Below are 26059 nucleotides of genomic sequence, written 5' to 3' on the forward strand. Positions count from 1 at the left end.
GTTCGCAGCACTCTGTATGCGCCATTGTAGCACGTGTGTAGCCCTACACGTAAGGGCCATGATGACTTGACGTCGTCCCCACCTTCCTCCGGTTTATCACCGGCAGTCTCCTTAGAGTTCTCAGCATTACCTGCTAGCAACTAAGGATAGGGGTTGCGCTCGTTGCGGGACTTAACCCAACATCTCACAACACGAGCTGACGACAGCCATGCAGCACCTGTATCAGAGTTCCCGAAGGCACCAAACCATCTCTGGTAAGTTCTCTGTATGTCAAGTGTAGGTAAGGTTCTTCGCGTTGCATCGAATTAAACCACATGCTCCACCGCTTGTGCGGGCCCCCGTCAATTCATTTGAGTTTTAACCTTGCGGCCGTACTCCCCAGGCGGTCTACTTAATGCGTTAGCTTTGAAAAACAGAACCGAGGCTCCGAGCTTCTAGTAGACATCGTTTACGGCGTGGACTACCGGGGTATCTAATCCCGTTTGCTCCCCACGCTTTCGTACATGAGCGTCAGTGTTGACCCAGGTGGCTGCCTTCGCCATCGGTATTCCTTCAGATCTCTACGCATTTCACCGCTACACCTGAAATTCTACCACCCTCTATCACACTCTAGTTTGCCAGTTCGAAATGCAGTTCCCAGGTTGAGCCCGGGGCTTTCACATCTCGCTTAACAAACCGCCTGCGTACGCTTTACGCCCAGTAATTCCGATTAACGCTCGCACCCTCCGTATTACCGCGGCTGCTGGCACGGAGTTAGCCGGTGCTTCTTCTGTCAGTAACGTCACAGCTAGCAGGTATTAACTACTAACCTTTCCTCCTGACTGAAAGTGCTTTACAACCCGAAGGCCTTCTTCACACACGCGGCATGGCTGCATCAGGCTTGCGCCCATTGTGCAATATTCCCCACTGCTGCCTCCCGTAGGAGTCTGGGCCGTGTCTCAGTCCCAGTGTGGCTGATCATCCTCTCAAACCAGCTAGGGATCGTCGCCTTGGTGAGCCATTACCTCACCAACTAGCTAATCCCACTTGGGCCAATCTAAAGGCGAGAGCCGAAGCCCCCTTTGGTCCGTAGACATTATGCGGTATTAGCAGTCGTTTCCAACTGTTGTCCCCCACCTCAAGGCATGTTCCCAAGCATTACTCACCCGTCCGCCGCTCGTCAGCAAAGTAGCAAGCTACTTTCTGTTACCGCTCGACTTGCATGTGTTAGGCCTGCCGCCAGCGTTCAATCTGAGCCATGATCAAACTCTTCAATTAAAAAGTTTTATGTCTTTCGACAGCTCAATGAATTCTGAATTTATTTTAATATCTTTCGATATTGAATTGACTGTGCCGAAGCAACTTATAAATAAGTTACTTCTGTTGGTCACTCAGTTTTCAATTGAGACTCTAATTTGTTTGCCTTACTTAGCGAACTAAGCTTGGCTGTTAGAACTCAATCTGTACGAGTGCCCACACAGATGATTGCTTTATATTGTTAAAGAACGTTGCGACAATAAAGTAAAACTTTATCTCGCTAGGGCTGCGCATATTACGCTTTCCTATTTTTTTGTCAACACTTAAATGTAAACTTTATAAAAATCTAAATTTAAGTTTTACTCGACTCACTGATTGACTCTTGCCTCGCTAAGCGTTGCTGTCTGCCGTCTCAGTGGGGTCGCATTATAGGGCGCAGCCAGTTTTACGCAAGCGTTTTTTAAAGAAAACTTAAAATAAAACGCTGTTCGCTTGATATTTAAACCAAGTGGTTATTTTAAACACTAAAAAGGCCCTTATGGGCCTGTTTAGTTAATTTACTATGAGCTTCCAGCCAAGTTTCGCTTGCTGCTTAGATTCTTGTTGCAGCTCGCTTGCCATTAATGGATGGTTTTTCAACCAGTCATTTTCAAACTGCAGATTTAAGACATCGTCTTTAACAGTTATCGCAAACTCAGGGAGTACATCATCTTGGCGACGCATACATAAAATGACAGCTATACGTATTAGTCTTACTAAATACTGCGCAAGTACACTATTTGCACCAAGAGAATCAAAATAGCCTTTTTGAAGATCAGAGCGATGCCCTTTAGCTACCGCAACAATGACTTTATGCTCTGACTGCGAAAAACCTGGCATTTCAGTATTTTTTAAAATATAAGCACTGTGTTTGTGATACTGCTTATACTCTATCAATAAACCAATTTCATGAAGCTGTGCAACTGCCGTTAATAAAGGCAACCCATTAAGTGTTTTTATTGGCCAGCTTTCATTTACTTCTGATGCTAAGTTTAATACGAGACTGGCGACGCGGCTAGCTTGCTTTTGATCAACATGGTAACGATCGATAAAGCCATCGATTGTACGTTTACGAATATCGCTATTATGCAGCTCTGGTAGCATGCTGTATAAAACACCCTCACGCAGTGCTCCACCTGCTAATCCCATTTTTTCGATCTCGAGCGATTCAAATAATGCAATTAAAATGGCAAGCCCTGATACAAATACTAAACGGCGATCTTCACTTAGCCCTGGTAGGTCTAATGCGGCAATCGTTTTATAAGCGATTGATTGCTTTTTGATAGTGTAGAGTTTTTCAAGGGTTAATAGCTCATCTAGGTTTTGCGCTATCATGATTTCTTGAATTGCTTGTACTGTACCCGAAGCACCTGAGGCTATTTGCCAGCCTTTAATTTTATACTCTGATGCAATTTCATCAATGACAGTGCGTGCGGCTTTTATTGCGGTGTTAAAGTTTGCATTGCTTAATTTGCAATCTTTAAAATAGCGCTCTAGGTAGGTAACACACCCGATGTTCAGGCTTTTGTAAAGTAATGCATCAAAGTTCTTACCAATAATCACTTCAGTGCTAGCACCACCAATATCGATAACAAGCTGACTACCGGTACAAGATGAGGTATGAGCAACGCCTTTATATATAGTGCGCGCTTCTAGTTCACCGCTAATGACATTAACTTTATGACCGAGGATTTTTTCTGCTTGCGCTTTAAATACATCAGCATTACTAGCTAAACGTAATGTGGCGGTGGCAACTATAGTGATGTTTTGTTTAGGGATGTCTTGTAAGCGCTCAGCAAATAACGCTAGGCACTCCCATCCTCTATGCATTGCTTCTGAGCTTAATACATTGTCTATATCAAGCCCTGCAGCTAACCTTACTTTGCGTTTAACACGACCTATGGTTTGCAGGCCGCCAGCTATTGATTTAGCAATAAGCATATGAAAGCTATTTGAACCTAAATCAATAACTGCATATACATTTTTTTGCGGTTTAAGTTGCCCCACCGTTCAAAAACCTCTAATTACTATTACAGTTAAACTAACGGTCGTTTATGACCGTCCTTTTTGATAACTATTATTTGGGCGACGTCCGCTGTTGTTACTGCGATTACGTGGGCCTGTAGAAAAGTTACGCTTTCTATGAATAGTAGGTTTAGTTAAATCATCCAGTAATGCTGTTTTATCGTAATGTGATAAAGGAATACTGTGATCTATATACTCTTCAATTTCATGCAAGTTATAAGCATATTGTTCACATGCAAAACTAATAGCGTGACCAGACGCGCCAGCGCGGGCTGTACGGCCAATACGGTGTACGTAATCTTCGCAATCATCTGGTAAATCAAAATTAAATACATGGCTTACTTCAGGAATATGTAGACCACGTGCTGCAACATCTGTTGCCACTAAAAAGTCTAAGTCGCCTTTACTAAACTCAGCTAAAATTGATTGACGTTTTTTCTGATTTACGTCACCGGTAAGCATGCCAACCCGATGTCCATCGGCTTTTAACCAGGCATATACGGTTTCACAACTATGCTTAGTGTTAGCAAAGATAATGGCTTTTTCAGGCCACTCTTCTTCAATTAACGTCAGCAGCAGCTTAATTTTATCTTCTTGTGAAGGATGAAATAGCTCTTCTTGAATGCGTTTACCGGTTTTTACGTCTGGTTCAATTTGTACGTGCTCAGGATTGGTCATATGTTCAAACGCAAGTTCTTGTACACGATACGATAGCGTTGCAGAGAATAATAAATTTAAACGCTTTGATGTATCTGGCATACGGTGGAACATATAACGAATATCTTTGATAAAGCCCAAATCAAACATACGATCTGCTTCGTCAAGCACGACTACCTCAATTTCATTAAGGGTGTAACAGCCTTGCTTATACAGATCAATTAAACGACCTGTAGTACCAATTAAAATATCAACGCCTTTTTCTAGTTGTGCACGTTGTTTTTCGTAATCTTCGCCACCATATACTAAACCTAAGTTAAGATTACAGTGCGGCGCTAAAATTTTTGCATCTTTGTGTATCTGAATCGCCAGCTCCCTTGTAGGGGCCATGATCAGGGCTCTTGGATGTTTACTAGGGGCTTTGCTAGATTGTAATAACCGATGGCACGTGGCAGTTAAAAACGCCAACGTTTTGCCTGTACCTGTTTGTGCTTGGCCTGCGATATCGCGACCCTCACAAATAAAAGGTAGGCATTTAGCTTGAATGGGTGTGCAATATTCAAACCCACTTTCGGTTAAACCGGCAACCACTTCCGGTGCAATAGCAAAGTCTGAAAACTTTTTATCGGTCAAATGTGTCTTAGTCATAGCGTTTAAGCATAACGTTTAAACTTGCAATAAGAAACAAGAGTGTTTAAATACGCACTAAATATTTCGCCTAACTAAACCGGAGAGCGCAATGAGCGAGAAAATAATCCAAATTACTGACGATAGCTTTGAAGCTGACGTATTACAATCAGACAAGCCTGTACTAGTAGACTTTTGGGCTGAGTGGTGCGGACCTTGTAAAATGATCGCCCCTATCCTTAGTGAAGTTGCTGAGGAATTTGATGGTCGCGTTACCATAGCTAAACTTAATATCGATCAAAATGCGGGTACACCGCCTAAATTTGGTATTCGTGGTATCCCTACATTACTTCTTTTTAAAGATGGCCAAGTTGCTGCAACTAAAGTTGGCGCACTTTCAAAAACTCAATTAATCGAGTTTTTAGAAAACAATCTTTAAATTTAAACAATAAAAAGGGCTTAATGCCCTTTTTTTATTATTTTTTTGTATAAACACTGGACGCTGTGTCAATGAGCTGCTAGTTTATAAAGCCAACTAATCCTTAGTTATATTCAACAAACCTCACTCAACGATCAAACAAAGCGATTTTGAGTATGACAACTGTAATAAAGAACCCACCAATATGCATTTACGCGAACTAAAAGACAAATCTATAAAAGAGCTTGTAGACTTAGCTGAGTCCATGGGGCTCGAAAACGTAGCCCGCTTAAGAAAGCAAGATATCATTTTTGCTATTTTAAAATCACATGCCAAAGGCGGAGAGAATATCTTCGGTGGCGGTGTATTAGAAATTTTGCAAGATGGTTTTGGCTTTTTAAGATCATCAGAAGCCTCTTACTTAGCTGGCCCAGATGACATTTATGTTTCACCTAGCCAGATTCGCCGTTTTAGTATGCGTACTGGCGATTCAATCTCAGGCCTTATTCGTCCACCTAAAGACGGTGAGCGTTACTTTGCTTTACTTAAAGTAAATGAAGTTAACTTTGATAAACCTGAAAACTCTCGCACTAAAATTCTTTTTGAAAACCTAACACCACTGCATGCAAACGAACGTTTTCGTATGGAACGCGGTAACGGTAGTAAAGAAGATATTACAGCCCGAGTACTTGATTTAGCCTCTCCTATTGGTCGTGGTCAACGTGGTTTATTAGTAGCACCGCCAAAAGCGGGTAAAACCATGCTACTACAAAATATTGCGCAATCGATTACTCACAATCACCCAGATGCAACATTAATGGTATTACTAATTGATGAGCGTCCGGAAGAAGTAACCGAAATGCAGCGTCTTGTAAAAGGCGAAGTAATTGCATCAACATTTGATGAACCTGCTTCTCGCCACGTACAAGTAGCCGAAATGGTTATCGAAAAAGCAAAACGTTTAGTAGAGCATAAAAAAGATGTTGTTATCTTACTTGACTCAATCACACGTTTAGCCCGTGCTTACAACACCGTTATTCCATCATCTGGTAAAGTACTTACCGGTGGTGTTGATGCAAACGCACTCCATAAACCGAAACGTTTTTTTGGTGCTGCACGTAATGTTGAAGAAGGCGGCAGCTTAACAATTATTGCTACTGCGCTTATTGATACCGGCTCTAAAATGGATGAAGTTATCTACGAAGAGTTTAAAGGTACTGGTAACATGGAACTACATCTTAACCGTAAAATTGCGGAACGACGTGTATTCCCAGCTATCGACTTTAACCGTTCAGGCACTCGTCGTGAAGAGTTACTCACAAAACCAGATGAGCTACAAAAGCTGTGGATTTTGCGTAAAATTGTTCATGACATGTCAGAAATTGACGCAATGGAATTTTTAATTGATAAATTATCGATGAGCAAAACCAACGATGAGTTTTTTGATTCGATGAAACGCCAGTAATTCCATATAAGTTTTAAAAGCTTATAAACAACGCCTAATAATTGATAATTCAATTATTAGGCGTTTTTATTTGCCTGCAAAAAAGTAGCGCTGTACCGCTTTAACCATGCTCATTGTAGTGCAAAAATAAGGCTTGTAATTTATCAACTAACACTGCAATTTTTTGTACTTCTTCTGGGCTTTTACACGCATCATCTAACGCTTTTGCAGCGTCTGCAATATCGCACAACTTAAACATTTGTGCTGCCCCTAAAATACGATGGCTATCTTTTTGTAACGCAACAAAGTCGCCACTATTAAAGTGCTGGCTAATTAACTCACTTTCTATTGATAAGCTTTGTTTGAAACTAGTCACTAAGTCACTCATATCTATATTTACGCTTGTGCTGTTTTGCTCATTTTTTATTGATGCGAGATGCTCAGCTATAGTGCTATAAAACTTCTCTTTATCAATTGGTTTAGCTAAGTAATCAGTAAAACCAAGTGCTAAATACTGCTCGATCTCATGGCTCATTGCATTGGCCGTTAAGGCAAATATTGGCTGCTCATAACCGCACTGCCTGAGCAACTCAAAAGCAGTAATGCCATCCATAATAGGCATTTGAATGTCCAACAGCACAAAATCAGGATACTCTTTTAAACATTGCTCTACAGCTTGCTCGCCATTTTCAACTGCAATAACGTCAAGCCCCATGGCGCGTAAATAACGGCTTATTAATCTGCGATTATCGTCATGATCCTCAGCAAGTAACACTTTAGCGCTTAGCGCTTTATAGTCACCATTTATATTGTCTTTAGCTGTAACTGCACATTCGCTTTTATCTACTGGTACGCACGGTACAAAGAATGAGAATTGACTGCCTTTTTTAAATTCGCTTTGCACACTAATATATCCCCCCATCATGGCAGCTAGTTGTTGTGACAAACTAAGTCCCAAACCAGTACCACCAAAACGACGGCTAATACTATTATCTGCTTGGCTAAAACATTCAAAAATAAGCTTTAGCTGCGCTGTATTCATACCTATTCCGGTATCTTTTACCGTAAGCATTAGCCCTTGCTCGGTATTATTAGCCACAATCGTAACTTGGCCACTGTGAGTAAACTTAATTGCATTAGCACACAGGTTTATTAATATTTGCTTTACTCGGGTTAAATCAAGCCTGGTATACAGTTCATTACCGAGTTGGTTGTCAAATACCAAGGATAAGTTTTTGGCTTTTGCTTGTACGCTAAACATCCCATGTATGTCATTCAGCACTTGTACAATATCAAAACAAGAAATAGACAGCTCCAATCGATTTGCTTCTATTTTACTTAAATCGAGCACATCATTAATTAAACTTTTCAAATGCTCGCTTTGACGCTGAATAACTTTGAGCTCATCTTGTAACTGCTCAGGATCATACAAACCATTAATTAAGTCGTCGGTTTGGCTTAAAATAGCGGTGAGTGGGGTGCGAATTTCATGGCTTATATTTGCTAAAAACTGACTTTTAACATCGTTTGCTTCGCGCAGCTCTTGCGCCACACTTTGTAATTCTAACGTGCGTTGCTCTACTTGCTCTGTTAGTTGTAATTTTGCATTACTTTCTATTCTGCGACGGTAAATTGCTATTACTGTAATTAAAATAAGAATTGCTACAATGCCAAGCAGAATAGTTAACTGTGAACGTTTAGATATTTGCAGTTGTTGTAAGTGTTGTTGTTGTTTTAGCTGTTTAATTTCTTGGTTTAGTTTATCTGCTTCAAATTGAGTTTGAAAAATACTAACTGCCTTTGAAGCCTCTTCTGTATTTATACTACGTTGATAGTCAACATACTGCTGATGCAATTGCAGCGCTTGTTTAAAGTCGCCTAAGCTTGAGTAAATCAAAGCCTCAATACCTAAGCCGTCTTTAATGCGCATGCCATTTTTATATTCTTTTGCTAATGCAATTGAGTGCTCTGACGTTGTTTTTGCATTTTCAATATCGCCCTGAGCAAACTGCGCAGTGGCAAGCACATGCAGTGCTGCCGCTAATAACGATTTATTCCCTGCATCAAGTGCAAATTGCTGCGCCGCCTTTGCATGATATAAGGCCACATCAAATTTATTTAAGTGCAGATTAATACTCGCTAAATTAGCGTGCTTAGTAGAGAGTTGGAATGCATTATTTATGCTCTGATAGTAACGCAGTGCCAGCTGATTATAATGCAGTGCCAACTGGTATTGCTTTGACTCAGTATAGGCTACTCCCATATTGCCATAGACTTGAGCTACACCATCTTCATCACCAAGTTGTTGAAATACCTTTAATACCTCACGATACATTTCAAGTGCTGATTCGTAACGAGAAAGGCGAATATATATCCCGGCAATATTGTGCAAAATATCGGCTTTGTCTTGCGCACTGCCCTCTTTTTCGTAGATCAGTTTTGCTTGCTGATAATAATCTAGTGCTAATTCCATGTTATACATATCAAAATAAGCCAAGCCTATATTACTTAATAAATTGGCTTGTTTTAATGAGCCTTTTAAACGTATGGCTAACCCTAAAGCCCGGCTATAATCAACCACAGCTTGTTGTACAAACCCTTGATAATACAACACCACACCTTGCATTTTTATTGCTCTAAAATACAGATCGGGCAACTCATTAAAGGTGATGCTACTCTCTAATAACTTATAATACTCTAAGGCATGGGGAAGGTCGTTGGCATTAAAGGCAAGTTCAGCTAAGTCGCTATATATAGCAATGCGCTGTTGGTGTGGTAAGTTTTTTTTAGCTAACAGTGTAGAGGCAAAGCTTTGTTTATCTGACCAACTTTCAGCAGACTTAAATTGTTCAAATAAGTCGGCTGGTGTAACAGAAAAACTCAATGTAGAAAAAATGCTGCATACAGCCATAAAGCCAACAAAAAAGAAGCGTTGTAACCAACCCTGCATAATTACATCCTTGAAACTTTTGTAGCCACTATGATAATTTACCCAAGATACACTAATAACTAGATTGTAAACAATGCTTAACCCACTGATAGATGAGATTTTTGAGTTACTTTTGCAAAAGAAAGTATGGATGGTACATACTTTAGCAGCAGAATTACAACAACGTAAAATGATTAACACGCTTGATGTTGCCCCTGATCGTGATTTATTCAAACGTAACTTTTTAATTATGAACGCGCTTTATCAGCTACAGCAGCAAATTATGCCTAAGCAGCAACTCCTTATTAGTGGTTTACAAATACAATTTATTACCACAGCCAGTAACACTCTCATAAAAAACACCGATCCGCTACGAGACTACTACCTTGATTGGCAAAACTTTGAAACCTCTAGCGCCGAAATCGATACTCTTTTAACCCAGTTTTGGCAGCGTTTTACCAAACACAGTAAATCTGCACAAATAATAGATCTAGACACTCATAAACAGCTATTAATAAAGTGGCAACTATCTCAGCAAAGCACGCTAAAAGAAGTACAAAAGCGTTGGCGGCAACTGGCGTTACAGTGTCACCCAGATAAAGCAGTTGGTAATGCAGAAAAATTTAAACAGTTAAAGTGTGAATATGAGCAGCTTAGGGCAAGCTGCTCAGTAGATTAGTAATTATTGAATTAGTTATTCAATACACTATTAGCACGTAAGGCGACGAGCGCGTATTTTACGGCCTTTAATATTGCCTTCGGTTAATTTACGCAGTGCCGGTTTTGAAGAATTACGCTCTACGGCAACAAACGCAACGTTGTCGAGTACGTTTATTTTACCAACTTGACGCCCCGCAATACCGTCTTTACCGGTAAGTGCACCTAAAATATCACCTGCGCGTACTTTTTGCTTTTTACCAGAATCAAGCATTAAGGTTACCATTTCTGGTTTGTATGGTGGTTTTTCTAATAAGCTAAACGATGGCATTGGCTCTGGGATCACATCGCGCTCATAATGGTCACCAATTTGTGCAATTTTAAATGCTTCTGCCTCACCATAAATAGAGCATGCAATACCCTTTTTACCCGCTCGACCGGTACGACCAATACGATGCACATGTGTTTGTGTGTCGTGAGCTAAGTGATAGTTAATCACCATATCCATATCGTCAATGTCTAAACCACGCGCGGCCACATCGGTTGCCACTAGTATTGATGCACTTTTATTAGAAAAATGAATTAACGTACGCTCACGATCACGCTGCTCTAAATCACCATGTAAAGATACCGCACTAAAGCCTTCATCAACTAAATCATCACACAATTGCTGTGTTTCTACTTTAGTATTACAAAACACGACACAGCTTTGCGGGGTAAATTTAAGCAGCAATAATTTAAGTGTTGGGTAACGTTGTTTATTGTTATCCATTTTATAGAAGTATTGCTTAATAGTGCTTTTAGCTTGCTCTTCTTCTACCTTAACCATTACTGGATTGCTAAGCACACGCTTTGCAACAGCTTCTATTGCACGTGGAAACGTAGCGCTAAATAGTAATGTTTGGCGGTTAGTGGGAATACGCTCAATAATTGCATCTAAGGTATCTTGAAAACCCATATCTAGCATTTGGTCGGCTTCATCTAATACGAGCGTTTCTACATCATCTAAACGCAAAGTACCTTTACGAATATGATCGTCAACTCGCCCCGGTGTACCAACAATAATATGTGCGCCATGTTCAAGTGAGCCAATTTGTGGACCAATTGATACACCACCACATAAAGTAAGTATTTTAATATTATGGATGCCACGCGCTAATTTGCGCATTTCTACAGCTACTTGCTCTGCCAACTCACGTGTTGGGCACAATACTAAAGATTGAATACGAAAACGTTTTACGTTTAATTTAGCCAATACGCCTAAGCTAAACGCCGCAGTTTTACCTGACCCCGTTTTTGCTTGAGCAATAATGTCTTTTCCAGCCAGTACTGGCGGTAAACTTTGCGCCTGAACAGGTGTCATGTGGGTGTAGCCGAGTGTTGATAAGTTATCAACTAACCCAGAAGGTAAAGCCAAAGATGAAAAAGCAGTTGTGGTCACAGTAAATCCCAATACAAAAAAATAACATGGGGAAAAGCCCCACTCAATATGCTGCTAATAATAGCAGAATTCCTAATTGGCAACCATTAAGCATTATAAAAAAACACACTAAAAGGCATTGCAAATGATACTGGTTTTCATTAAGATTAACTCAGCATTAATACTATCAACCCGGAAACAACTAATGAAACTAAGCCCACTTTTTATCGCACTGCTAGCAAGTACTACTGCGAGTGTTTATGCAAACGCAACAGATATAGAACATATAGAAGTAAAAGGAAGTTATTTTAATGACTATAAAGTAGACAATGCTAATGGCGCAATGAGAACGTCAGCTTCGTTACTTGATACCGCACAGTCGGTTACCGTTATTACCGACACCATAGTAAATGAACAACTCGCAACTACGTTAGGTGAAGTACTTACTAACGATGCCAGCTTAACGCCAGGTTCAAAGCAACGTAACCGTGAAGTATTTAATTTACGTGGGTTTGAACTGAGTTCATCTACAGGTTACTTGCGTGACGGCCATCAGCACTGGTCGCACTACCAACAACCTATCGAAATATTACAACAAGTTGAAGTTATTAAAGGCCCATCAAGTATTTTATATGGCCAATCGGGTCCTGGTGGCTTGGTTAATATGGTCACTAAAAAACCCACGTCACAAACATTATTTAAAGCCAGTGCCGATGTTGATCAACATGGTTCAACTCGCTTTATGCTGGATGCGGGCGGTGCACTTACTGAGTCGGAAGATTTACGTGCTCGCGGTATTTTAGTAAAGCAAGATGTTGATTATTGGCGTGAATACCAAAATGGTGAAAACCGTGAACGCGATCGCTTTTTAGGTGCATTAATTGTTGATTACGATATTAGCGATAACGCCTTAGTACGCGTACATTACGACCGCACAGATGACGAAGCCGGTTTAGATACGGGTGCCTGGATTGATAGTAATGCCAATGTAATTGGCGACGATAAAACAATTCGCGATATGTCTTGGGCGTTTACAGATATAACGGTAGAAAACCTAGGTGTTGACCTAGAAGTGTTTTTAACCGAAAACTGGCAAGTAAAACTTGGTTACAACGAGCAAACATTTGAGCGTCAACGCTTTGAGTCAGCACCTCGTAAACCAAGTAACTTTATCGAAGGTGATAGCTACGCGTCACGCCCTTACGATCGTTTTGATGATTGGCAGTTTAAAACCGCCTTTGTTGACTTTATTGGTGAATTTGAAACCTTTGGTATTCAGCACCAATTTTTAATTGGCGCAAATTCGCTTGATTATTATTATGGCCAATTAAAAACTAATGCCGAATCATTTGACTTTAGCGCCGGGCAAAACGAACCATTTCGCCCAGCTATAAGCTATAAAACAGATGACACTGTTAGCTCATCTGCTTATGACTATTACGGTATTTACATGCAAGATCTCATTTCGTTCTCACCAGAATGGCAGTTATCTTTAGGCGGTCGTTACGACAAGCAAAGTAAAGAAAATAGTAATAATGAATCGTTTGTTCCTAAAGTGGGTGTGCTATATCACCCTAATGCCTCGGCCACTATTTACGCTAGTTACTCTGAAGGTTTTGAGCCGCAAAACGAAACGCTAGTAAATACAAACGATGTTAATAATGGCATGAAGCTCGATGCGATTACCTCTGAGCAAAAAGAAATTGGTATTAAATGGCAGCTGTTTGACGATCGATTAATGCTCAGTGGCGCATTATTTGATATTAGCAAAACAGGCACTTTAGTGAGCGAAGATCTTGTAAACCCTGTTGATAATATAACCAGCATCACTACTCAAGCTGGCGAGCAGCGCCATAAAGGCTTTGAATTAGCGGCGCAAGGTGCAGCAACTGATCGCTTATTTGTAATGGCATCAACTATGTACTTAGATGCCAACTACGAGCGCGACGCAACATTGCAAGGTAAGCGCCCTACCGATGCCCCTAAATGGTCTGCATCACTATGGACGCGTTATGAATTAAACGACGTAATTGCATTAAACGCAGGTGCATTTTACGAAGGCGAACGCTTTGCCGACAATGCCAATACCGTTACTAAAGATGCCTACACCCGCGTAGATGTGGGTGCAACGTATAAAATAAACTTAAACAATACCGACGTTAACTTACGCCTAAATATTGAAAACTTATTTGATACAAACTACCTAGCAGGCGGTGGTTTAAATAATGTAACCATAGGTGAAGGCGCGAGCGTACGCTTAGCAGCACAATTTAGCTTTTAATTAATACAGCCCATACACATTTAACTGTATGGGCTTATTTAACTATACGGTTGTTAAACAGGCAATAATTGTAAGGTGTGAATTAGCGCTATTTTTTGAATATTTTTAAATAAGCTAAATGTACAAGCACAACAACTAAGCCTGCTATAACACCTAATAAGCCATCAAATATAAGTGGTGCCAGCACTTCACCTGTAGTACCTACAATTGTTTGCCCATAATTGGTTACCGCTATTTGAATATGATGCAAAGCTTTAATGCCATGCACTAAAATGCCGCCGCCCACTAAAAACATTGCAACTGTACCTGCAAATGCTAAAAACTGCATAAGCCGTGGTGCTGCCGCTAACAACCCTTTGCCTAGTATTTCTTTAAATTTATTAGCCGATAGCTTAGATTGATTAAGTAAATATAGACCTGCATCATCAAGCTTCACAATTCCTGCAACTAAGCCATAAACGCCAATAGTCATAATTATGGCAATAACACACAATACCAATGCCTGATTTATTAATGTAGCAGCTGCAACTGTGCCAAGCGTAATTACTATGATCTCAGCAGAAAGTATAAAGTCGGTTCTAATCGCACCTTTAACTTTTTGCTTCTCGTATTCTACTAGGTCTAATTTGTCGCCCTCACTTTCGCTTTTATCATCATGAGGCAAAAACTTGGCAAATACTTTTTCTGCGCCCTCAAAACATAAAAATAATCCACCTAACATTAATAAAGGCGTAATTAACCAAGGTAACCACACACTTATTAATAACGCCGCAGGTACTAATATTGCTTTATTTAAAAACGATCCTTTTGCTACCGCCCACACCACAGGTAGCTCACGCTCTGCAGCTACACCGGTAACTTGTTGAGCATTAAGCGCTAAGTCATCACCTAATACACCCGCTGTTTTTTTTGTAGCAACTTTACTCATAGTTGCAATGTCATCTAGTAGCACAGTAATGTCGTCTAATAAGGTTAAAAGATTAGTACCTGCCATATAAATACCTAGCTTAAAAATAATATTATTAACATAACTTAAAGCCGAATTTTCACCAACGGTTAATTTTGCTTTGCTATGCTGATTAAAATTAATACGCAAATATCGATAATTACTTGCTGTTTGCACTGGAGATATAAATGAAAGCGCTGCTGATAATCGCATTAACTGTATTAGGCTTATCTGCTTGTAATGAGCCCACAATTAACACTCGTTATCTATGTAATCAAAAAGAAGCCACGCTTAGCGTTATCAATGAGCAAACAGCAGCACTAACACTTAATAATAATACTTATCAGCTTAGCCGAGAAAAAAGCGCCTCAGGTAATAAATACATAAATAAAAATGTGTTGTTTTGGAGTAAAGATAGCGAAGCCATGCTTATTATTGAAGGGACAAAATACCACTGCCTACAACAGTAGGTAGTACAATAAAACTAATAAAATTAAACCGTGATAAAGCAAGTTTAGTGATACAAAGTAACTGTATTTTTCCAAGTGCTAATAGCTAAGTAACTGAGCATGCAATTTTACGTTACTTGGGTATAATACTTTTAACTTTATTGCTTAATAGCGGCCCACAATGAAATACAAAGATCTTCGTGATTTTATCGATTTACTTGAAAAAAGAGGTGAGCTTAAACGCATCACTCAAGAAATCGACCCGTATCTTGAAATGACCGAAATAGCCGACCGTACATTACGTGCTAAAGGCCCTGCGTTATTATTTGAAAACCCTAAAGGTTACGATATTCCGGTATTGGCTAACTTATTTGGCACACCCAAGCGTGTTGCCATGGGTATGGGCCAAGAAGATGTAAGCGAATTACGTGAAGTTGGCAAGCTTTTGGCTTTTTTAAAAGAACCAGAGCCACCAAAAGGCATTAAAGAAGCGCTAGGGCAAATACCTGTTTATAAACAAGTGCTTAATATGCCAGCAAAAGAAGTAAAAAAAGCCCCCTGCCAAGAAGTTATTTTACAAGGTGATGAGGTCGATTTAACTAAGCTGCCTATTCAACATTGCTGGCCAGGTGATGCTGCACCGTTAATTACTTGGGGCCTTACCGTTACTAAAGGGCCTTATAAAAAGCGCCAAAATTTAGGAATATACCGCCAACAACTGTTAGGCAAAAATAAAATTATTATGCGCTGGTTGTCTCACCGTGGCGGCGCGCTTGATTTTCAAGAATGGTGTAAAGAAAATCCAGGCCAACCGTACCCGGTATCTGTGGCATTGGGCGCCGATCCGGCGACTATATTAGGTGCAGTAACCCCTGTACCCGACACATTAAGCGAGTACGCTTTTGCAGGCTTACTGCGCGGCAGTAAAACTGAAGTAGTTAAATCAATATCAAACGATTTACAAGTACCCGCAAGCGCCGAAATAGTACTTGAAGGCTACATAATGCCAGGTGAAATGGCACCTGAAGGTCCGTATGGCGATCACACTGGATATTATAACGAAGTTGATGACTTTCCGGTGATGACAGTAACCCATATGACCCACCGTAAAAACCCTATTTACCACAGTACCTTTACCGGCCGCCCGCCTGATGAGCCTGCTATTTTAGGGGTGGCATTAAACGAAGTATTTGTACCTATTTTACAAAAACAATTCCCTGAAATTGTTGATTTTTACTTGCCACCAGAAGGCTGCTCGTACCGCATGGCTATTGTTACCATGAAAAAACAATATCCTGGTCATGCAAAACGCGTAATGATGGGAGTGTGGTCTTACTTACGTCAATTTATGTATACCAAGTTTGTTATTGTGTGCGATGACGATATTAACGCCCGAGATTGGGAAGATGTTATTTGGGCAATTACTACGCGTATGGATCCCGCCCGCGACACCACTTTAATAGAAAATACACCAATTGATTATTTAGATTTTGCGTCACCGGTTTCTGGCCTTGGCTCTAAAATGGGTATGGATGCAACGAACAAATGGCCTGGCGAAACAAACCGTGAATGGGGCGAGCCGATTGAGATGGATAAAGCCACCAAAGATCGCGTAGACGACATTTGGCAGAGCCTCAACATTCTCTAATATCCTAGACCAATAGGCTATAAAACAACCCTGCAGATATGCTAGAATCAACACATTCTATTGCGTATCTGCTATGAAAAGCGCTGCTAAAAGGTAAAAAATGCAAACATTAAAAGCTGAAGTTGTTGCTATCAGCCCACTTACAGAATTTGTTCATAAAGTAATTTTAAAACCACAACAACCGGTTTCGTTTGAAGCAGGCCAATACATGCATCTTGTATTGAGCGAAAATGACAAGCGTGCATTTTCGATTGCCAGCCGCCCTTCACAATGCGATCAAATAGAGTTACATATTGGCGCTTCGGGAACCGATACATATGCAATGCAGTCGCTTGAACATTTACGCAATGCACTTAACGAAAAGCAGCTAATAGAGATAGAAGCAGGCTTAGGTATATCGCAACTTCGTTTACAGTGTGAACGTCCAATTATTTTACTTGCTGGCGGTACTGGGTTTTCATATGCAAAATCAATGGCTGATCACCTAGCTGAAATTAGCTGCGACCGCCCGGTATTATTATACTGGGGCGTAAGAGAAGAATCGGCACTTTATGCACACCGCGAAATGCAAGTGTGGGCCGATAGCCACAAAAACTTTCAGTTTATTCCGGTAGTAGAAAACCCATCGGCTGATTGGCAAGGACATACCGGTTATGTACACAAAGCCGTAATGCAAGATATAGTATCGCTAGCGCCTTACGATATTTACATGGCTGGACGTTTTGACATGATAGGCATAGTTCGTGACGATTTTATTGCTCATGGTGCTATTCGCGAAAACATGTACGCAGATGCGTTTGCATTTATTAAATAATTGCACTTAACGCTCTCATTTCAAATATTAAGGCATCTAAATAGGTGCCTTAATTGTTTTTATAAGAATAAATAATTAATAGTTAAAATCTATCAACATCATCAACATAAACAATTTCCTAAAAGTCGATCTATAAACCATACTTTGTATAGAACATTCAGCGGGAGAGACCCATATGCTAAATACAAAAGTAAAAGACTTTATGCAACACAAGTTGCCAAACATTACCCCAGATACCGAAATGACCACTGCCATTGCAGAGCTGCACAAATTTAAATTACTTGGTGCCCCAGTATTCGATAGCAATAAATTTTTAGTTGGCTTTATCTCTGAGCAAGAGCTACTTAAACCACTCATGCAAAACAGTTATTTTTGTGATGGGGTGGTGAAAGTATCGCAACTAATGCAAACAGAAGTCGTGACTGTAAATGGCGATACCAATATTATTGAACTTGCTGAGCAAATGAGACCCGGTAAACCGAAAAACTACCCTGTGGTAGACGGCGAAAAAGTAATAGGAATGATCAGCAGAGCCGATATTCTCAAAGCCCTTTACGATAACTACCTAGCTTGTCAAACACACTAAAAACACTAATTTATAAATATTTCATCTAGACTCAGGCTATTTAGATACAAAAATGCCGCTATTAATAGCGGCATTTCTTATACTAATAATATTAAATTAGCGCGCACTTGCCATTGTTAGCAGTGCTTTTTTATCACTGTAACTTAAGTAGGCTATTTCAAGCGCATTAGCTTGCGCTTTCTCTATATCGGCTTGTGATAAACCAGCTTGTGGCGCTGCCACTAAGTATTCGTGTTCAATTTCAATACCTTCAACCGCAGGATCATCGGTATTAATACAAGCCAAAATACCATGATCTAAAAACTGTTTTAGCGGATGTTGAGCTAAATCACTTACGGTACTGGTTTGTATATTACTAGTTAAGCACGACTCAATACCAATACGCTTATCGCGCAGATAGTTCATTAATTCAATATCTTCAATTGCTTTAACGCCATGGCCTATACGGCTCGCACCTAGCTCGTTAATTGCTTGCCAAATACTTGGTGCACCTAGTGCTTCACCGGCATGAATTGTTGCTGCTAAGTATGCGTCGTGTACTTGCTTAAAATGCTCTACAAATAACTCACCCGGAAAACCAATTTCATCACCGGCTAAATCTACAGCCACTAAATCGTCTTTAAAAGCGAGTAAGGCATCAAGCTCTTGTTGGCAAACTTTTACGCCATAAGTGCGTGATAAAATACCAATTAAATTAGCTTTTACATTAGCGCCTTTGGTTGCCGACTTAATGCCATCAATTACCGCCTCAACCACACCTTGAGGGTGTAAACCTTGGCTTTGTGCCATGTAGTAGGGGCTAAAGCGCAGCTCAACATAATCAAGCCCTTGGGCTTGTGCATCTTCAATATTTTCAATCGCTATACGTCTACAAGCATCGTAGTCACCTAATACAGTTACACCCCAATCTAATTTTTGTAAAAATGCCATCAGGTTCGGCTCAGGATCAATGACTTGTACATGAGGAATAAGTGCTGCAACGTTATCAGCAGGCAAAGTTATATTAAACTGACGACCAAGTTCTAATATGGTTTGCGCTCGTACATTACCATCTAAATGGCGATGAATATCTAGCAAAGGTAGTTTTCTATTGATCATAGTAGCAACTCAGTTAGGTTAAAATTGCGCGCATAATACGCAGCTATAGTAATAATTCAAGTCTAGTTTATTTAAAATATACTTTTGAGGCCATATGTCTGCTTTTTATGCAAAAAAGCAGATGATTTTATTTTTCTATCGCCGCTAAATAATGCCAAAGAGCTTTAAACAAAATATTCGCATCTATTGGTTTCGTTATATAGCTATTCATTCCACAGGCAAGCGCTTTTTTAACATCGTCATCATGGGCATTAGCCGATAAACCTATAATAGGCAAATCTAATAAGCCTAGCTCATTACGTATTACCTTGGTTGCTTGTAAGCCGTCCATTTTGGGCATTTGAATGTCCATAAGGACAATGTCGTAACTTTTTTCAGTTAACATTTCAATTGCGGCAAAGCCATCATTAGCAATATCAGCAACACACCCTTTGGTTTTTAAAATGGCAGTGGCTACATGTTGGTTTAACGGGTTATCCTCAACTAAAAGTACTGCGCTGTTCGCAAATGATACGTTTTCTATATCCACGTCACTAAAGCTTTGCTCACTTTTCTCTACTTTAGGTAAAGGGGAGTTAAGCGGTAAACTAAAGGTAAATGTTGAACCTTGCCCTGCAGTGCTTTTTAAATCTATAGCGCCACCCATAAGCTCAACTAGCTTTTTACAAATACTGAGGCCCAACCCTGTACCGCCATATTGGCGTGACGTAGAGTTATCTGCTTGAGCAAAAGGCCTAAATAATTTCTTTTGTGCCTCTTTACTAATACCAATACCTGTATCGCTTACACTTAAATAGGTCATGGTTTTTGATTGCCAAATTTTCAGTGTAATACTCCCTTGAGCAGTAAATTTAACCGCATTATTGAGTAAATTTAGTAGCACTTGCTTTAAACGAATAGCATCGGTGTTAATCATCAAGTTTGTATTTTTATCATAATCTAGCTTTATTTCTAACGACTTAACATTTACTTCAAATTGTATTAAGTTAATTATCTCTTCAGCCAAGCGCCCTATATCTACGGGTTCTTGCATTAAATCAAGTTTACCTGCCTCCATTTTAGAAAAATCGAGTAAGTCATTTAATACTCTAAGTAACACCCCTAACGCACCATCAGCTTGCTCTATGTAAGTACGGGCTTGTTGCCAATCATTTTGTTGTAACGCTAAGTAGTGTAAGCCTTTAATACCATTAATTGGCGTGCGCACTTCGTGGCTCATATTCGCTAAAAACTGGCTTTTTATTTGACTCGCCTCATCAGCTTTTTGCTTTTCTTGGCGTAATGTGCGCGTTTGCCTAGCAACTTGCTCGCGTATTTGAACATTTGTGCCTGTAACAGAAATTAAAAATGCTACCAGTAACCAAACAAACAGCATCCCCACTATTTGTGCCAACCAATATATTAACCAGGAGGTTGTAACTAAGGGCTCGTGCAACTCAACCTGCCACATACGGTTACCAATGAGTAGCTGGTAGGACTTTAACAAGTCCATTGACTCGTTGTTGGCAATATAAATAGCGTGGGTATTATTGGTATTGTTAATATCTAAAAAGCTTGCTGTAACTAAGTTTTCATGATCAAAAAGCAACGACTGCGATAGTTTTTTTAAGCTCACTACCGCAACGGCAAAACCTTTAAAGTCATCTTCAGTCTCTATACTTCCAAATACAGGATGCAAAAATAACACCCCTAACTCAGCCTGATTTTGCACCAACTTAACCGGTTGGCTAATGACCATTTCGTTAAGCGTTTTTGACTTATTTAATGCCTCTTGCATAAAGTCGTTTGATGCTAAATCAAAGCCAATAGCATCTTCATTGCCTTTTAATGGGTATGCGTACCTAATTGGATAATATACATCTCGCTCAGCAACGGCTTGCCATTGGTTGGTTGGTGATTTTTCTTTTACAAAAAAATGTTCAACATCGGCTAGTTGCGTCATTTTTTGATATTCTAACAGCGCACTTTTAGGAACATACGGTACCCATTCAAACGCCAATATTTCTTCGCTGTAGCTTAACTGTTTTGCCGTAAATTGCCGAAACTCTTTAAAGTTCACATCTTCACTGCTCGAAAAAAAAGTAGCCAGTAAAGCCAAGTGTGCAGAGATTTCATCTAATTTATGAGTAATTGAGTCTTGTACAGCTAATGTTTTTATCTCTTGTTTTTGAATGTTTTTTTCTTTTTTAACACTGGCAGCACCATAAAAGCTAACACTAATAAGAATGTAAATAAGTAAAGAAGGCAGGATAACTTGTAGCCGGTATCGCATCACTGAGTAATTAAATGCAGCCAGCATCAATGGCGTAAAAATGAGCACCCCAATACTGTCGCCAATCCACCACGCAATAAAACTATCTAGCGCGGCATGTTGAGCAATTATATTATTAAAAACAAGTAAGCTGGTGCCGACACTAGCACCAATAATACAACATACAGGGCCGGCTATAATTAAGCTTTGTACACTATGTTTTAGTGACGATAAATCGAGGGGGGCTTTAATAACTTTAATTATTATTTGCGCGCCAAGCCATGCTTGAAAAACAACAGCGATAGCAATTGCAGCGGCTTGGAAAAAAACTTGCCAGTTTAATATATCAACAACATTATCAAGGTGAATTAAGCTAGTAAGTAATGCACCAACAAAAATACCTAAAAAAGACTTACGGCCCCATAACAAAAAGCTTGCTACAGCTATGCCCGCAGGGGGCCAAGAAGCCACAGCGAAACCATCTATAGCAAGCAATAAATTACTAAAATAGCCTGTAATAAAGTAAGCGCAAGCTAAGCAAAAAGACAATTTAAACAAACCTTTCATCGCCTTTTGCTCCTTGCAATATTAAATGGTGTTTATTAAATGTAACTCATTATTTATAAAGTACCAATGCTTTATCTAGTTGTGCACTTTTTTCATAACTTAACTTTGCTTGCTGCATATATTGTTTTTTATTTTCATTATTTAGTGCTTTATCAAACACCTTTGCCGCTAGGTCGTAATCACCTTGCGCATTAGCAAGACAAGCCAAAGCGAGCAGTAATGAGTTATTTTGCTCATCTTTTTTAAGTCGATCTTGAATACTCGTTTGTAATTTACGGGCATTTGCCGTTGTTGCTTTACTTAATATGTTAGCTAATTGTGCATGTTGTTCTTCATGCTTAACCATTTTTATTAAGTCATTTTCAATTACGCTTAACTGCCCTGCAGCAGCCATTTGCGTTAAATAAGCGCTGTAGGCGTAGCTATGTAGCTTTTTAGGTAACTGCTTATATTTAGCTGTTACTTCATCAACAGGAAATGAGGCAAAATAGGCATTAAAAACGCGATGCCATTGCTCATTTGTTAGTACTTTTTTGCGTAAAAGACGCGGTAAAAATGCTTCTAAAGCACTAAAATGTTGTTGCTGCACTAGCACTTCGGTGTAAATTTTTAGCTCAAGTGCTGTCGCTTTTTTCGATTCTGCAATAACCCGTAGTTGCGACTCTATAGCACTACTATTACCACTAGCTAGCCATAGTTTTGCTACTTTTAGTTGCTGCTCTGGGTTTATATCAAATAAGTACTCAAGGGCTTTGTCGGTTTGATTATTAGCTAGTGCTGCCTTAGCAAGCAGTGCTAAACGTATATCTTGATACTGATCGGGTACCTTGCTAGATAGCGCCTGCTCTATTTGTGCATAGTCGTCATTAATTACACTCCATAGCGCCTGCTCAATTGCAGCTTGCTTGCGCCCTTGGCTACGAGCAAAAAAACTATGCTTAGTATTGCGATAAATAGAGAATAAATAACGCACGAGTTTATAGGTTAAATAACTAACGACTAATACTGCGATTGTTAGCACGGCAAACGAAACAATTGTGCCTTCAATTGTGGTGTTGTTAAACGAAATTAGTACATAGCCTTTTTCGTCCAATAAAAAAGGGGCTGCTGCTAACACCACAACAAGTGCAATAATTAAAATGATCAACCCTATCATTTTGCCCACTCCTTAACTTGCTGCGTGCTTTGTAAGTTTACTTTAGGGTTAAAGTTTAGCTGCTCTTTTTCTAGATTAGACAGCGACTTTAAAACCATTTTTGTAACATCATCATCTTGTTTAAAGTATTCAGCCACTAAACGTTTTGCTTCGCTTAGTGCTGCAAAGTAAACACTGGCGTGCTTGCTCAATAATGCATCTTGCGCTTGCGTTATATAAAGCTTAACTCTTTGATTTACCAGGTGTCGCTGTTGTTCACTTAATAATGGCTCTATAGCAACGCCTTCACGATGACGAATAGTAATAAAACCATCTAAAAATTGATCCCAACTATTTTTTAAGTTTTGCTGCCAATCGCTAAGATCTTCACTTAATACCTTGTCATCAATTTTTGCTACTTCTTCAGGCAGGTTCACCGCATTAAATACCAATTCATCAATATTTTTCAGCACACTACTAAGCTGTAAATAAATAGCTTCAACGGCAATTGGTTTTATGGCATCTAAGGTTTGTATATCTTGTGTAATGGCTTGGCGCACTGTAATAGTACCGGGGTGATCGCTAAGTAAAGCATCTAAACGTTTTAATACAGCGCTAGTTCCTTGATAGTCGTTTTCGGCCCACAACTTAAACTCAGCCATGCGTTGCAAGCTGGTAACTTCTTGTGGATTTAAAGACGAGCCTTGCTGCTGCGCTTGTTGTAAGGCAGCCTTTAGTTCTTGCTGGTTTTTTGTAGTACTTTCGCGCATTGCAGCTGTTACTTTTTGCTCAGACGTTAATAGTGTCTGTTGCAAATTAGCTTGAGCTAACTTAAGTGCTTGCAGCTCTTGTTGTAGTAATTTATTTTGCTCATTTAACTGATTAACAGCTAAGCTTTGCGTCTTGCTCGCGTTGAGCTTTTGATAAAACTCAAAGCCAACTCCAGAGGCAACAATTAATGAAATAATAAGTGCTAAGCTCCCAACTTTACTTACCCGTTGCTTAGTGTTGCCAGACTTATCAGTTGCTTTAAGCGTTTCGCTTTTAGCCGTAGCTTTGCCATTGTTGGCTGTTGCATTAGTCGTTTTTTGCGCTGCTTTATCTACCGTTGACGGTACTGACTGTTCGCTCATTTTGCTACCTTGCTGATTAATGCAGGTAAACATAGCGTTATCGCTAGCTCCTGCTGCAATATGTATATTAGCCGAACTTACCTGATGCTGCTGTAAATAAGCGCCTATACGCTCACTAGCTACATAAAATCGGCACTGTTGTAACCATTGTCTTTGGGGTGCAGCAAGGTTTTTAAAAATAGCATCAACCGCCGCATTACTTGTTATGACTATACCGTGTACATTCTGGCTTTGCCAGTGGTCTATCCAGTTGTTAGGCTCAGGGTCTATGGGAGTACGCTGATACACTACGCAGTTATTTAAAAAGGCACCACGCTGCTTTAGTGTTTTAGCTATATCAGGACGCCCACCTATTCCTTTAACCAATACAATATTACAGCTATCAACATCGGCAAGCGATTTAAGCGCTAATAACCCCTCTGAGTCGTGCTGTTTAGGAACAGCCGCTCGCACGCCAAACACCTCATAAATAGTGTCGGCTGTTTGTTGGCCAACCCCATAAAATTGCGCTTTTATATTAATATCTGGCTTTAATTCACTCAGCGCCAAAACCGCATCTTGCGACACAAAAATAATTTTATCGGCATTAGTTAATGGGCTGAGCTCAATACTATCGGGGGTTAAATACTCTATTTTTAATACGGGAAATAAAGACGCTTGATAACCCGCTTGCTCAAGTTGTTGTGCAAGGGCTGCGCCTTTTCCTTGGGGACGAGTTATCAAGATATTTAACATTACGCGTCTCTATATACTTCAGCTAATATTCTGTCTGCACCTTGAGCCAATAACATTTTAGCCAGCTCAACCCCTAGTTTTTCTGCGTCATTAACGTGGCCGCTAACTTCATCACGTAAAATTTCGCTACCATCTATTGCGCCTACTAAACCACGTAAGTGCACTTGATCGCCGTTAACTAGCGCATAAGCACCAATTGGCACCTGACACCCACCTTCTAAATGGCGGTTCATTGCGCGCTCGGCATTTACCCGAATACGTGTTTCGCTGTGCTCCAGTGGAGCAAGTAATGCTTTTATTGCTTCGTCATCAGTACGACACTCAATACCTACAGCACCTTGTCCATTGGCAGGCAATGACACTTCTGGCTCAATATAAGCACGAATGCGGTCTTTCATTTCTAAACGGATCAAGCCTGCTGCTGCTAAAATAATTGCGTCGTATTGGCCTGAATCTAATTTTGCTAAGCGTGTATTTACGTTACCGCGAAGGTCATGAATTTTTAGATCTGGACGTGATGCGCGTATTTGACACTGACGACGTAAGCTTGAAGTGCCCACAATTGCACCTTGTGGCAGCTCGTCAATATTGGCAAAGTTATTTGATACAAAAGCATCACGTGGATCTTCGCGCTCACAAATAGTGTGTAGTGTTAACCCTTCTGGAAACTCTACAGGCATATCTTTCATCGAGTGCACGGCCATATCGGCCAACCCTTCTAGCATGGCTTGTTCAAGCTCTTTAACAAATAAACCTTTACCACCAATTTTAGCTAAAGGGGTATCTAAAATAATATCGCCTTGGGTCGACATAGGCACTAATTCTACTAAAATACCTGGGTGATAATGCTCTAGTTGCGCCTTTACAAATTCAGCTTGCCAAAGTGCCAATGCACTTTTACGAGTAGCAATACGCACTATATTTGTTGTTTGGGTCATAAAAAATACTCACTTAATAATTGCAA

Annotated in this window: 18 protein-coding genes and 1 rRNA gene; 8 read left to right on the plus strand and 11 right to left on the minus strand. The window is 40.0% G+C overall.

All coding sequences use genetic code 11. The annotated features are described in order from the left end of the window. The 3 genes from AAEZ22_RS09840 to rhlB all read right to left on the minus strand — a co-directional run. Positions 1-1257: ribosomal RNA gene (locus AAEZ22_RS09840) — 16S ribosomal RNA — on the minus strand; the annotation flags it as partial. 531 nt (positions 1258-1788) lie between these two features. Continuing rightward, on the minus strand, positions 1789-3282 hold the full coding sequence (gene gppA / locus AAEZ22_RS09845; RefSeq protein ID WP_089367558.1) for a guanosine-5'-triphosphate,3'-diphosphate diphosphatase: 1494 nt from the start codon (positions 3280-3282) through the stop codon (positions 1789-1791). Between the two features lie 45 nt (positions 3283-3327). After that, positions 3328-4605 (minus strand): ATP-dependent RNA helicase RhlB, encoded by a 1278-nt coding sequence (gene rhlB / locus AAEZ22_RS09850; RefSeq protein ID WP_041454311.1) that lies wholly within the window; start codon positions 4603-4605, stop codon positions 3328-3330. A 91-nt stretch (positions 4606-4696) separates the two neighbouring features. On the opposite strand from rhlB, the gene trxA reads away from it, so the two are divergent. Both trxA and rho read left to right on the plus strand, forming a co-directional pair. Next, positions 4697-5023 (plus strand): thioredoxin TrxA, encoded by a 327-nt coding sequence (gene trxA, locus AAEZ22_RS09855; protein ID WP_011326840.1) that lies wholly within the window; start codon positions 4697-4699, stop codon positions 5021-5023. A 184-nt stretch (positions 5024-5207) separates the two neighbouring features. Continuing rightward, positions 5208-6467, plus strand: a complete 1260-nt coding sequence (rho, locus tag AAEZ22_RS09860; RefSeq protein WP_011326839.1) for a transcription termination factor Rho — start codon at positions 5208-5210, stop codon at positions 6465-6467. A gap of 100 nt (positions 6468-6567) precedes the next feature. Here the strand turns inward: rho and AAEZ22_RS09865 are convergent, their stop codons facing one another. Beyond that, positions 6568-9396 (minus strand): tetratricopeptide repeat protein, encoded by a 2829-nt coding sequence (locus AAEZ22_RS09865; protein WP_352297108.1) that lies wholly within the window; start codon positions 9394-9396, stop codon positions 6568-6570. A gap of 73 nt (positions 9397-9469) precedes the next feature. Here AAEZ22_RS09865 and AAEZ22_RS09870 point away from each other — a divergent pair, with 73 nt between their 5' ends. Then, a complete protein-coding gene (locus AAEZ22_RS09870) occupies positions 9470-10054 on the plus strand; it encodes a DNA-J related domain-containing protein (RefSeq protein WP_352297111.1) in 585 nt (194 codons plus the stop codon). 30 nt (positions 10055-10084) lie between these two features. Here the strand turns inward: AAEZ22_RS09870 and dbpA are convergent, their stop codons facing one another. Further along, positions 10085-11473, minus strand: a complete 1389-nt coding sequence (gene dbpA, locus AAEZ22_RS09875; protein WP_011326836.1) for an ATP-dependent RNA helicase DbpA — start codon at positions 11471-11473, stop codon at positions 10085-10087. A 184-nt stretch (positions 11474-11657) separates the two neighbouring features. Here dbpA and AAEZ22_RS09880 point away from each other — a divergent pair, with 184 nt between their 5' ends. Further along, positions 11658-13733 carry a TonB-dependent siderophore receptor gene (locus AAEZ22_RS09880; RefSeq protein WP_011326835.1) on the plus strand — a complete coding sequence of 692 codons (2076 nt, stop codon included), beginning with the start codon at positions 11658-11660 and terminating at the stop codon, positions 13731-13733. A gap of 88 nt (positions 13734-13821) precedes the next feature. On the opposite strand, the gene AAEZ22_RS09885 is transcribed toward AAEZ22_RS09880, so the two are convergent. Continuing rightward, positions 13822-14727: a DUF808 domain-containing protein gene (locus AAEZ22_RS09885; protein ID WP_086997087.1), complete on the minus strand. Its 906-nt coding sequence runs from the start codon at positions 14725-14727 to the stop codon at positions 13822-13824. Between the two features lie 140 nt (positions 14728-14867). Between AAEZ22_RS09885 and AAEZ22_RS09890 the strand changes: the two genes are divergently transcribed. The 4 genes from AAEZ22_RS09890 (at position 14868) to AAEZ22_RS09905 (ending at position 18176) form a co-directional block, all read left to right on the plus strand. Further along, positions 14868-15149, plus strand: coding sequence for an MliC family protein (locus tag AAEZ22_RS09890; protein WP_011326833.1), 282 nt, complete (start codon positions 14868-14870; stop codon positions 15147-15149). A 160-nt stretch (positions 15150-15309) separates the two neighbouring features. Beyond that, on the plus strand, positions 15310-16776 hold the full coding sequence (gene ubiD, locus AAEZ22_RS09895; protein WP_011326832.1) for a 4-hydroxy-3-polyprenylbenzoate decarboxylase: 1467 nt from the start codon (positions 15310-15312) through the stop codon (positions 16774-16776). Between the two features lie 100 nt (positions 16777-16876). Next, positions 16877-17590, plus strand: coding sequence for an NAD(P)H-flavin reductase (gene fre, locus AAEZ22_RS09900; RefSeq protein WP_179807250.1), 714 nt, complete (start codon positions 16877-16879; stop codon positions 17588-17590). A 175-nt stretch (positions 17591-17765) separates the two neighbouring features. Further along, complete coding sequence (locus AAEZ22_RS09905) at positions 17766-18176, plus strand: CBS domain-containing protein (protein ID WP_352297114.1); 411 nt, start codon at positions 17766-17768, stop codon at positions 18174-18176. A gap of 96 nt (positions 18177-18272) precedes the next feature. Here the strand turns inward: AAEZ22_RS09905 and add are convergent, their stop codons facing one another. The 5 genes from add to hemC all read right to left on the minus strand — a co-directional run bounded on the left by add (position 18273) and on the right by hemC (position 26033). After that, entirely contained in the window at positions 18273-19274 is a 1002-nt protein-coding gene (gene add / locus AAEZ22_RS09910) for an adenosine deaminase (RefSeq protein WP_352297116.1), read from the minus strand. Between the two features lie 127 nt (positions 19275-19401). Continuing rightward, positions 19402-22092, minus strand: coding sequence for a CHASE domain-containing protein (locus AAEZ22_RS09915; protein ID WP_352297118.1), 2691 nt, complete (start codon positions 22090-22092; stop codon positions 19402-19404). A gap of 49 nt (positions 22093-22141) precedes the next feature. Continuing rightward, positions 22142-23248: a heme biosynthesis HemY N-terminal domain-containing protein gene (locus tag AAEZ22_RS09920; RefSeq protein ID WP_339684903.1), complete on the minus strand. Its 1107-nt coding sequence runs from the start codon at positions 23246-23248 to the stop codon at positions 22142-22144. Then, positions 23245-25095, minus strand: coding sequence for a uroporphyrinogen-III C-methyltransferase (locus AAEZ22_RS09925; protein ID WP_306287655.1), 1851 nt, complete (start codon positions 25093-25095; stop codon positions 23245-23247). Before AAEZ22_RS09925 ends, AAEZ22_RS09920 begins: the two co-directional genes overlap by 4 nt. Beyond that, on the minus strand, positions 25095-26033 hold the full coding sequence (hemC, locus tag AAEZ22_RS09930) for a hydroxymethylbilane synthase (RefSeq protein WP_011326825.1): 939 nt from the start codon (positions 26031-26033) through the stop codon (positions 25095-25097). Before hemC ends, AAEZ22_RS09925 begins: the two co-directional genes overlap by 1 nt. Positions 26034-26059 lie beyond the last annotated feature (26 nt).

This window comes from Pseudoalteromonas sp. 20-MNA-CIBAN-0454 (assembly GCF_040308685.1).
Classification (GTDB): domain Bacteria; phylum Pseudomonadota; class Gammaproteobacteria; order Enterobacterales; family Alteromonadaceae; genus Pseudoalteromonas; species Pseudoalteromonas nigrifaciens.

Bases quoted from the DNA above. Each gene is read 5' to 3' on its own strand.
- trxA (WP_011326840.1), top strand. From the start codon at position 4,697: ATGAGCGAGAAAATAATCCAAATTACTGACGATAGCTTTGAAGCTGAC.
- AAEZ22_RS09885 (WP_086997087.1), bottom strand. From the start codon at position 14,727: ATGGCAGGTACTAATCTTTTAACCTTATTAGACGACATTACTGTGCTA.
- AAEZ22_RS09925 (WP_306287655.1), bottom strand. From the start codon at position 25,095: ATGTTAAATATCTTGATAACTCGTCCCCAAGGAAAAGGCGCAGCCCTT.
- AAEZ22_RS09920 (WP_339684903.1), bottom strand. From the start codon at position 23,248: ATGATAGGGTTGATCATTTTAATTATTGCACTTGTTGTGGTGTTAGCA.
- rho (WP_011326839.1), top strand. From the start codon at position 5,208: ATGCATTTACGCGAACTAAAAGACAAATCTATAAAAGAGCTTGTAGAC.
- AAEZ22_RS09880 (WP_011326835.1), top strand. From the start codon at position 11,658: ATGAAACTAAGCCCACTTTTTATCGCACTGCTAGCAAGTACTACTGCG.
- AAEZ22_RS09915 (WP_352297118.1), bottom strand. From the start codon at position 22,092: ATGAAAGGTTTGTTTAAATTGTCTTTTTGCTTAGCTTGCGCTTACTTT.
- ubiD (WP_011326832.1), top strand. From the start codon at position 15,310: ATGAAATACAAAGATCTTCGTGATTTTATCGATTTACTTGAAAAAAGA.
- AAEZ22_RS09865 (WP_352297108.1), bottom strand. From the start codon at position 9,396: ATGCAGGGTTGGTTACAACGCTTCTTTTTTGTTGGCTTTATGGCTGTA.
- AAEZ22_RS09890 (WP_011326833.1), top strand. From the start codon at position 14,868: ATGAAAGCGCTGCTGATAATCGCATTAACTGTATTAGGCTTATCTGCT.
- rhlB (WP_041454311.1), bottom strand. From the start codon at position 4,605: ATGACTAAGACACATTTGACCGATAAAAAGTTTTCAGACTTTGCTATT.
- AAEZ22_RS09905 (WP_352297114.1), top strand. From the start codon at position 17,766: ATGCTAAATACAAAAGTAAAAGACTTTATGCAACACAAGTTGCCAAAC.
- hemC (WP_011326825.1), bottom strand. From the start codon at position 26,033: ATGACCCAAACAACAAATATAGTGCGTATTGCTACTCGTAAAAGTGCA.
- fre (WP_179807250.1), top strand. From the start codon at position 16,877: ATGCAAACATTAAAAGCTGAAGTTGTTGCTATCAGCCCACTTACAGAA.
- add (WP_352297116.1), bottom strand. From the start codon at position 19,274: ATGATCAATAGAAAACTACCTTTGCTAGATATTCATCGCCATTTAGAT.
- AAEZ22_RS09870 (WP_352297111.1), top strand. From the start codon at position 9,470: ATGCTTAACCCACTGATAGATGAGATTTTTGAGTTACTTTTGCAAAAG.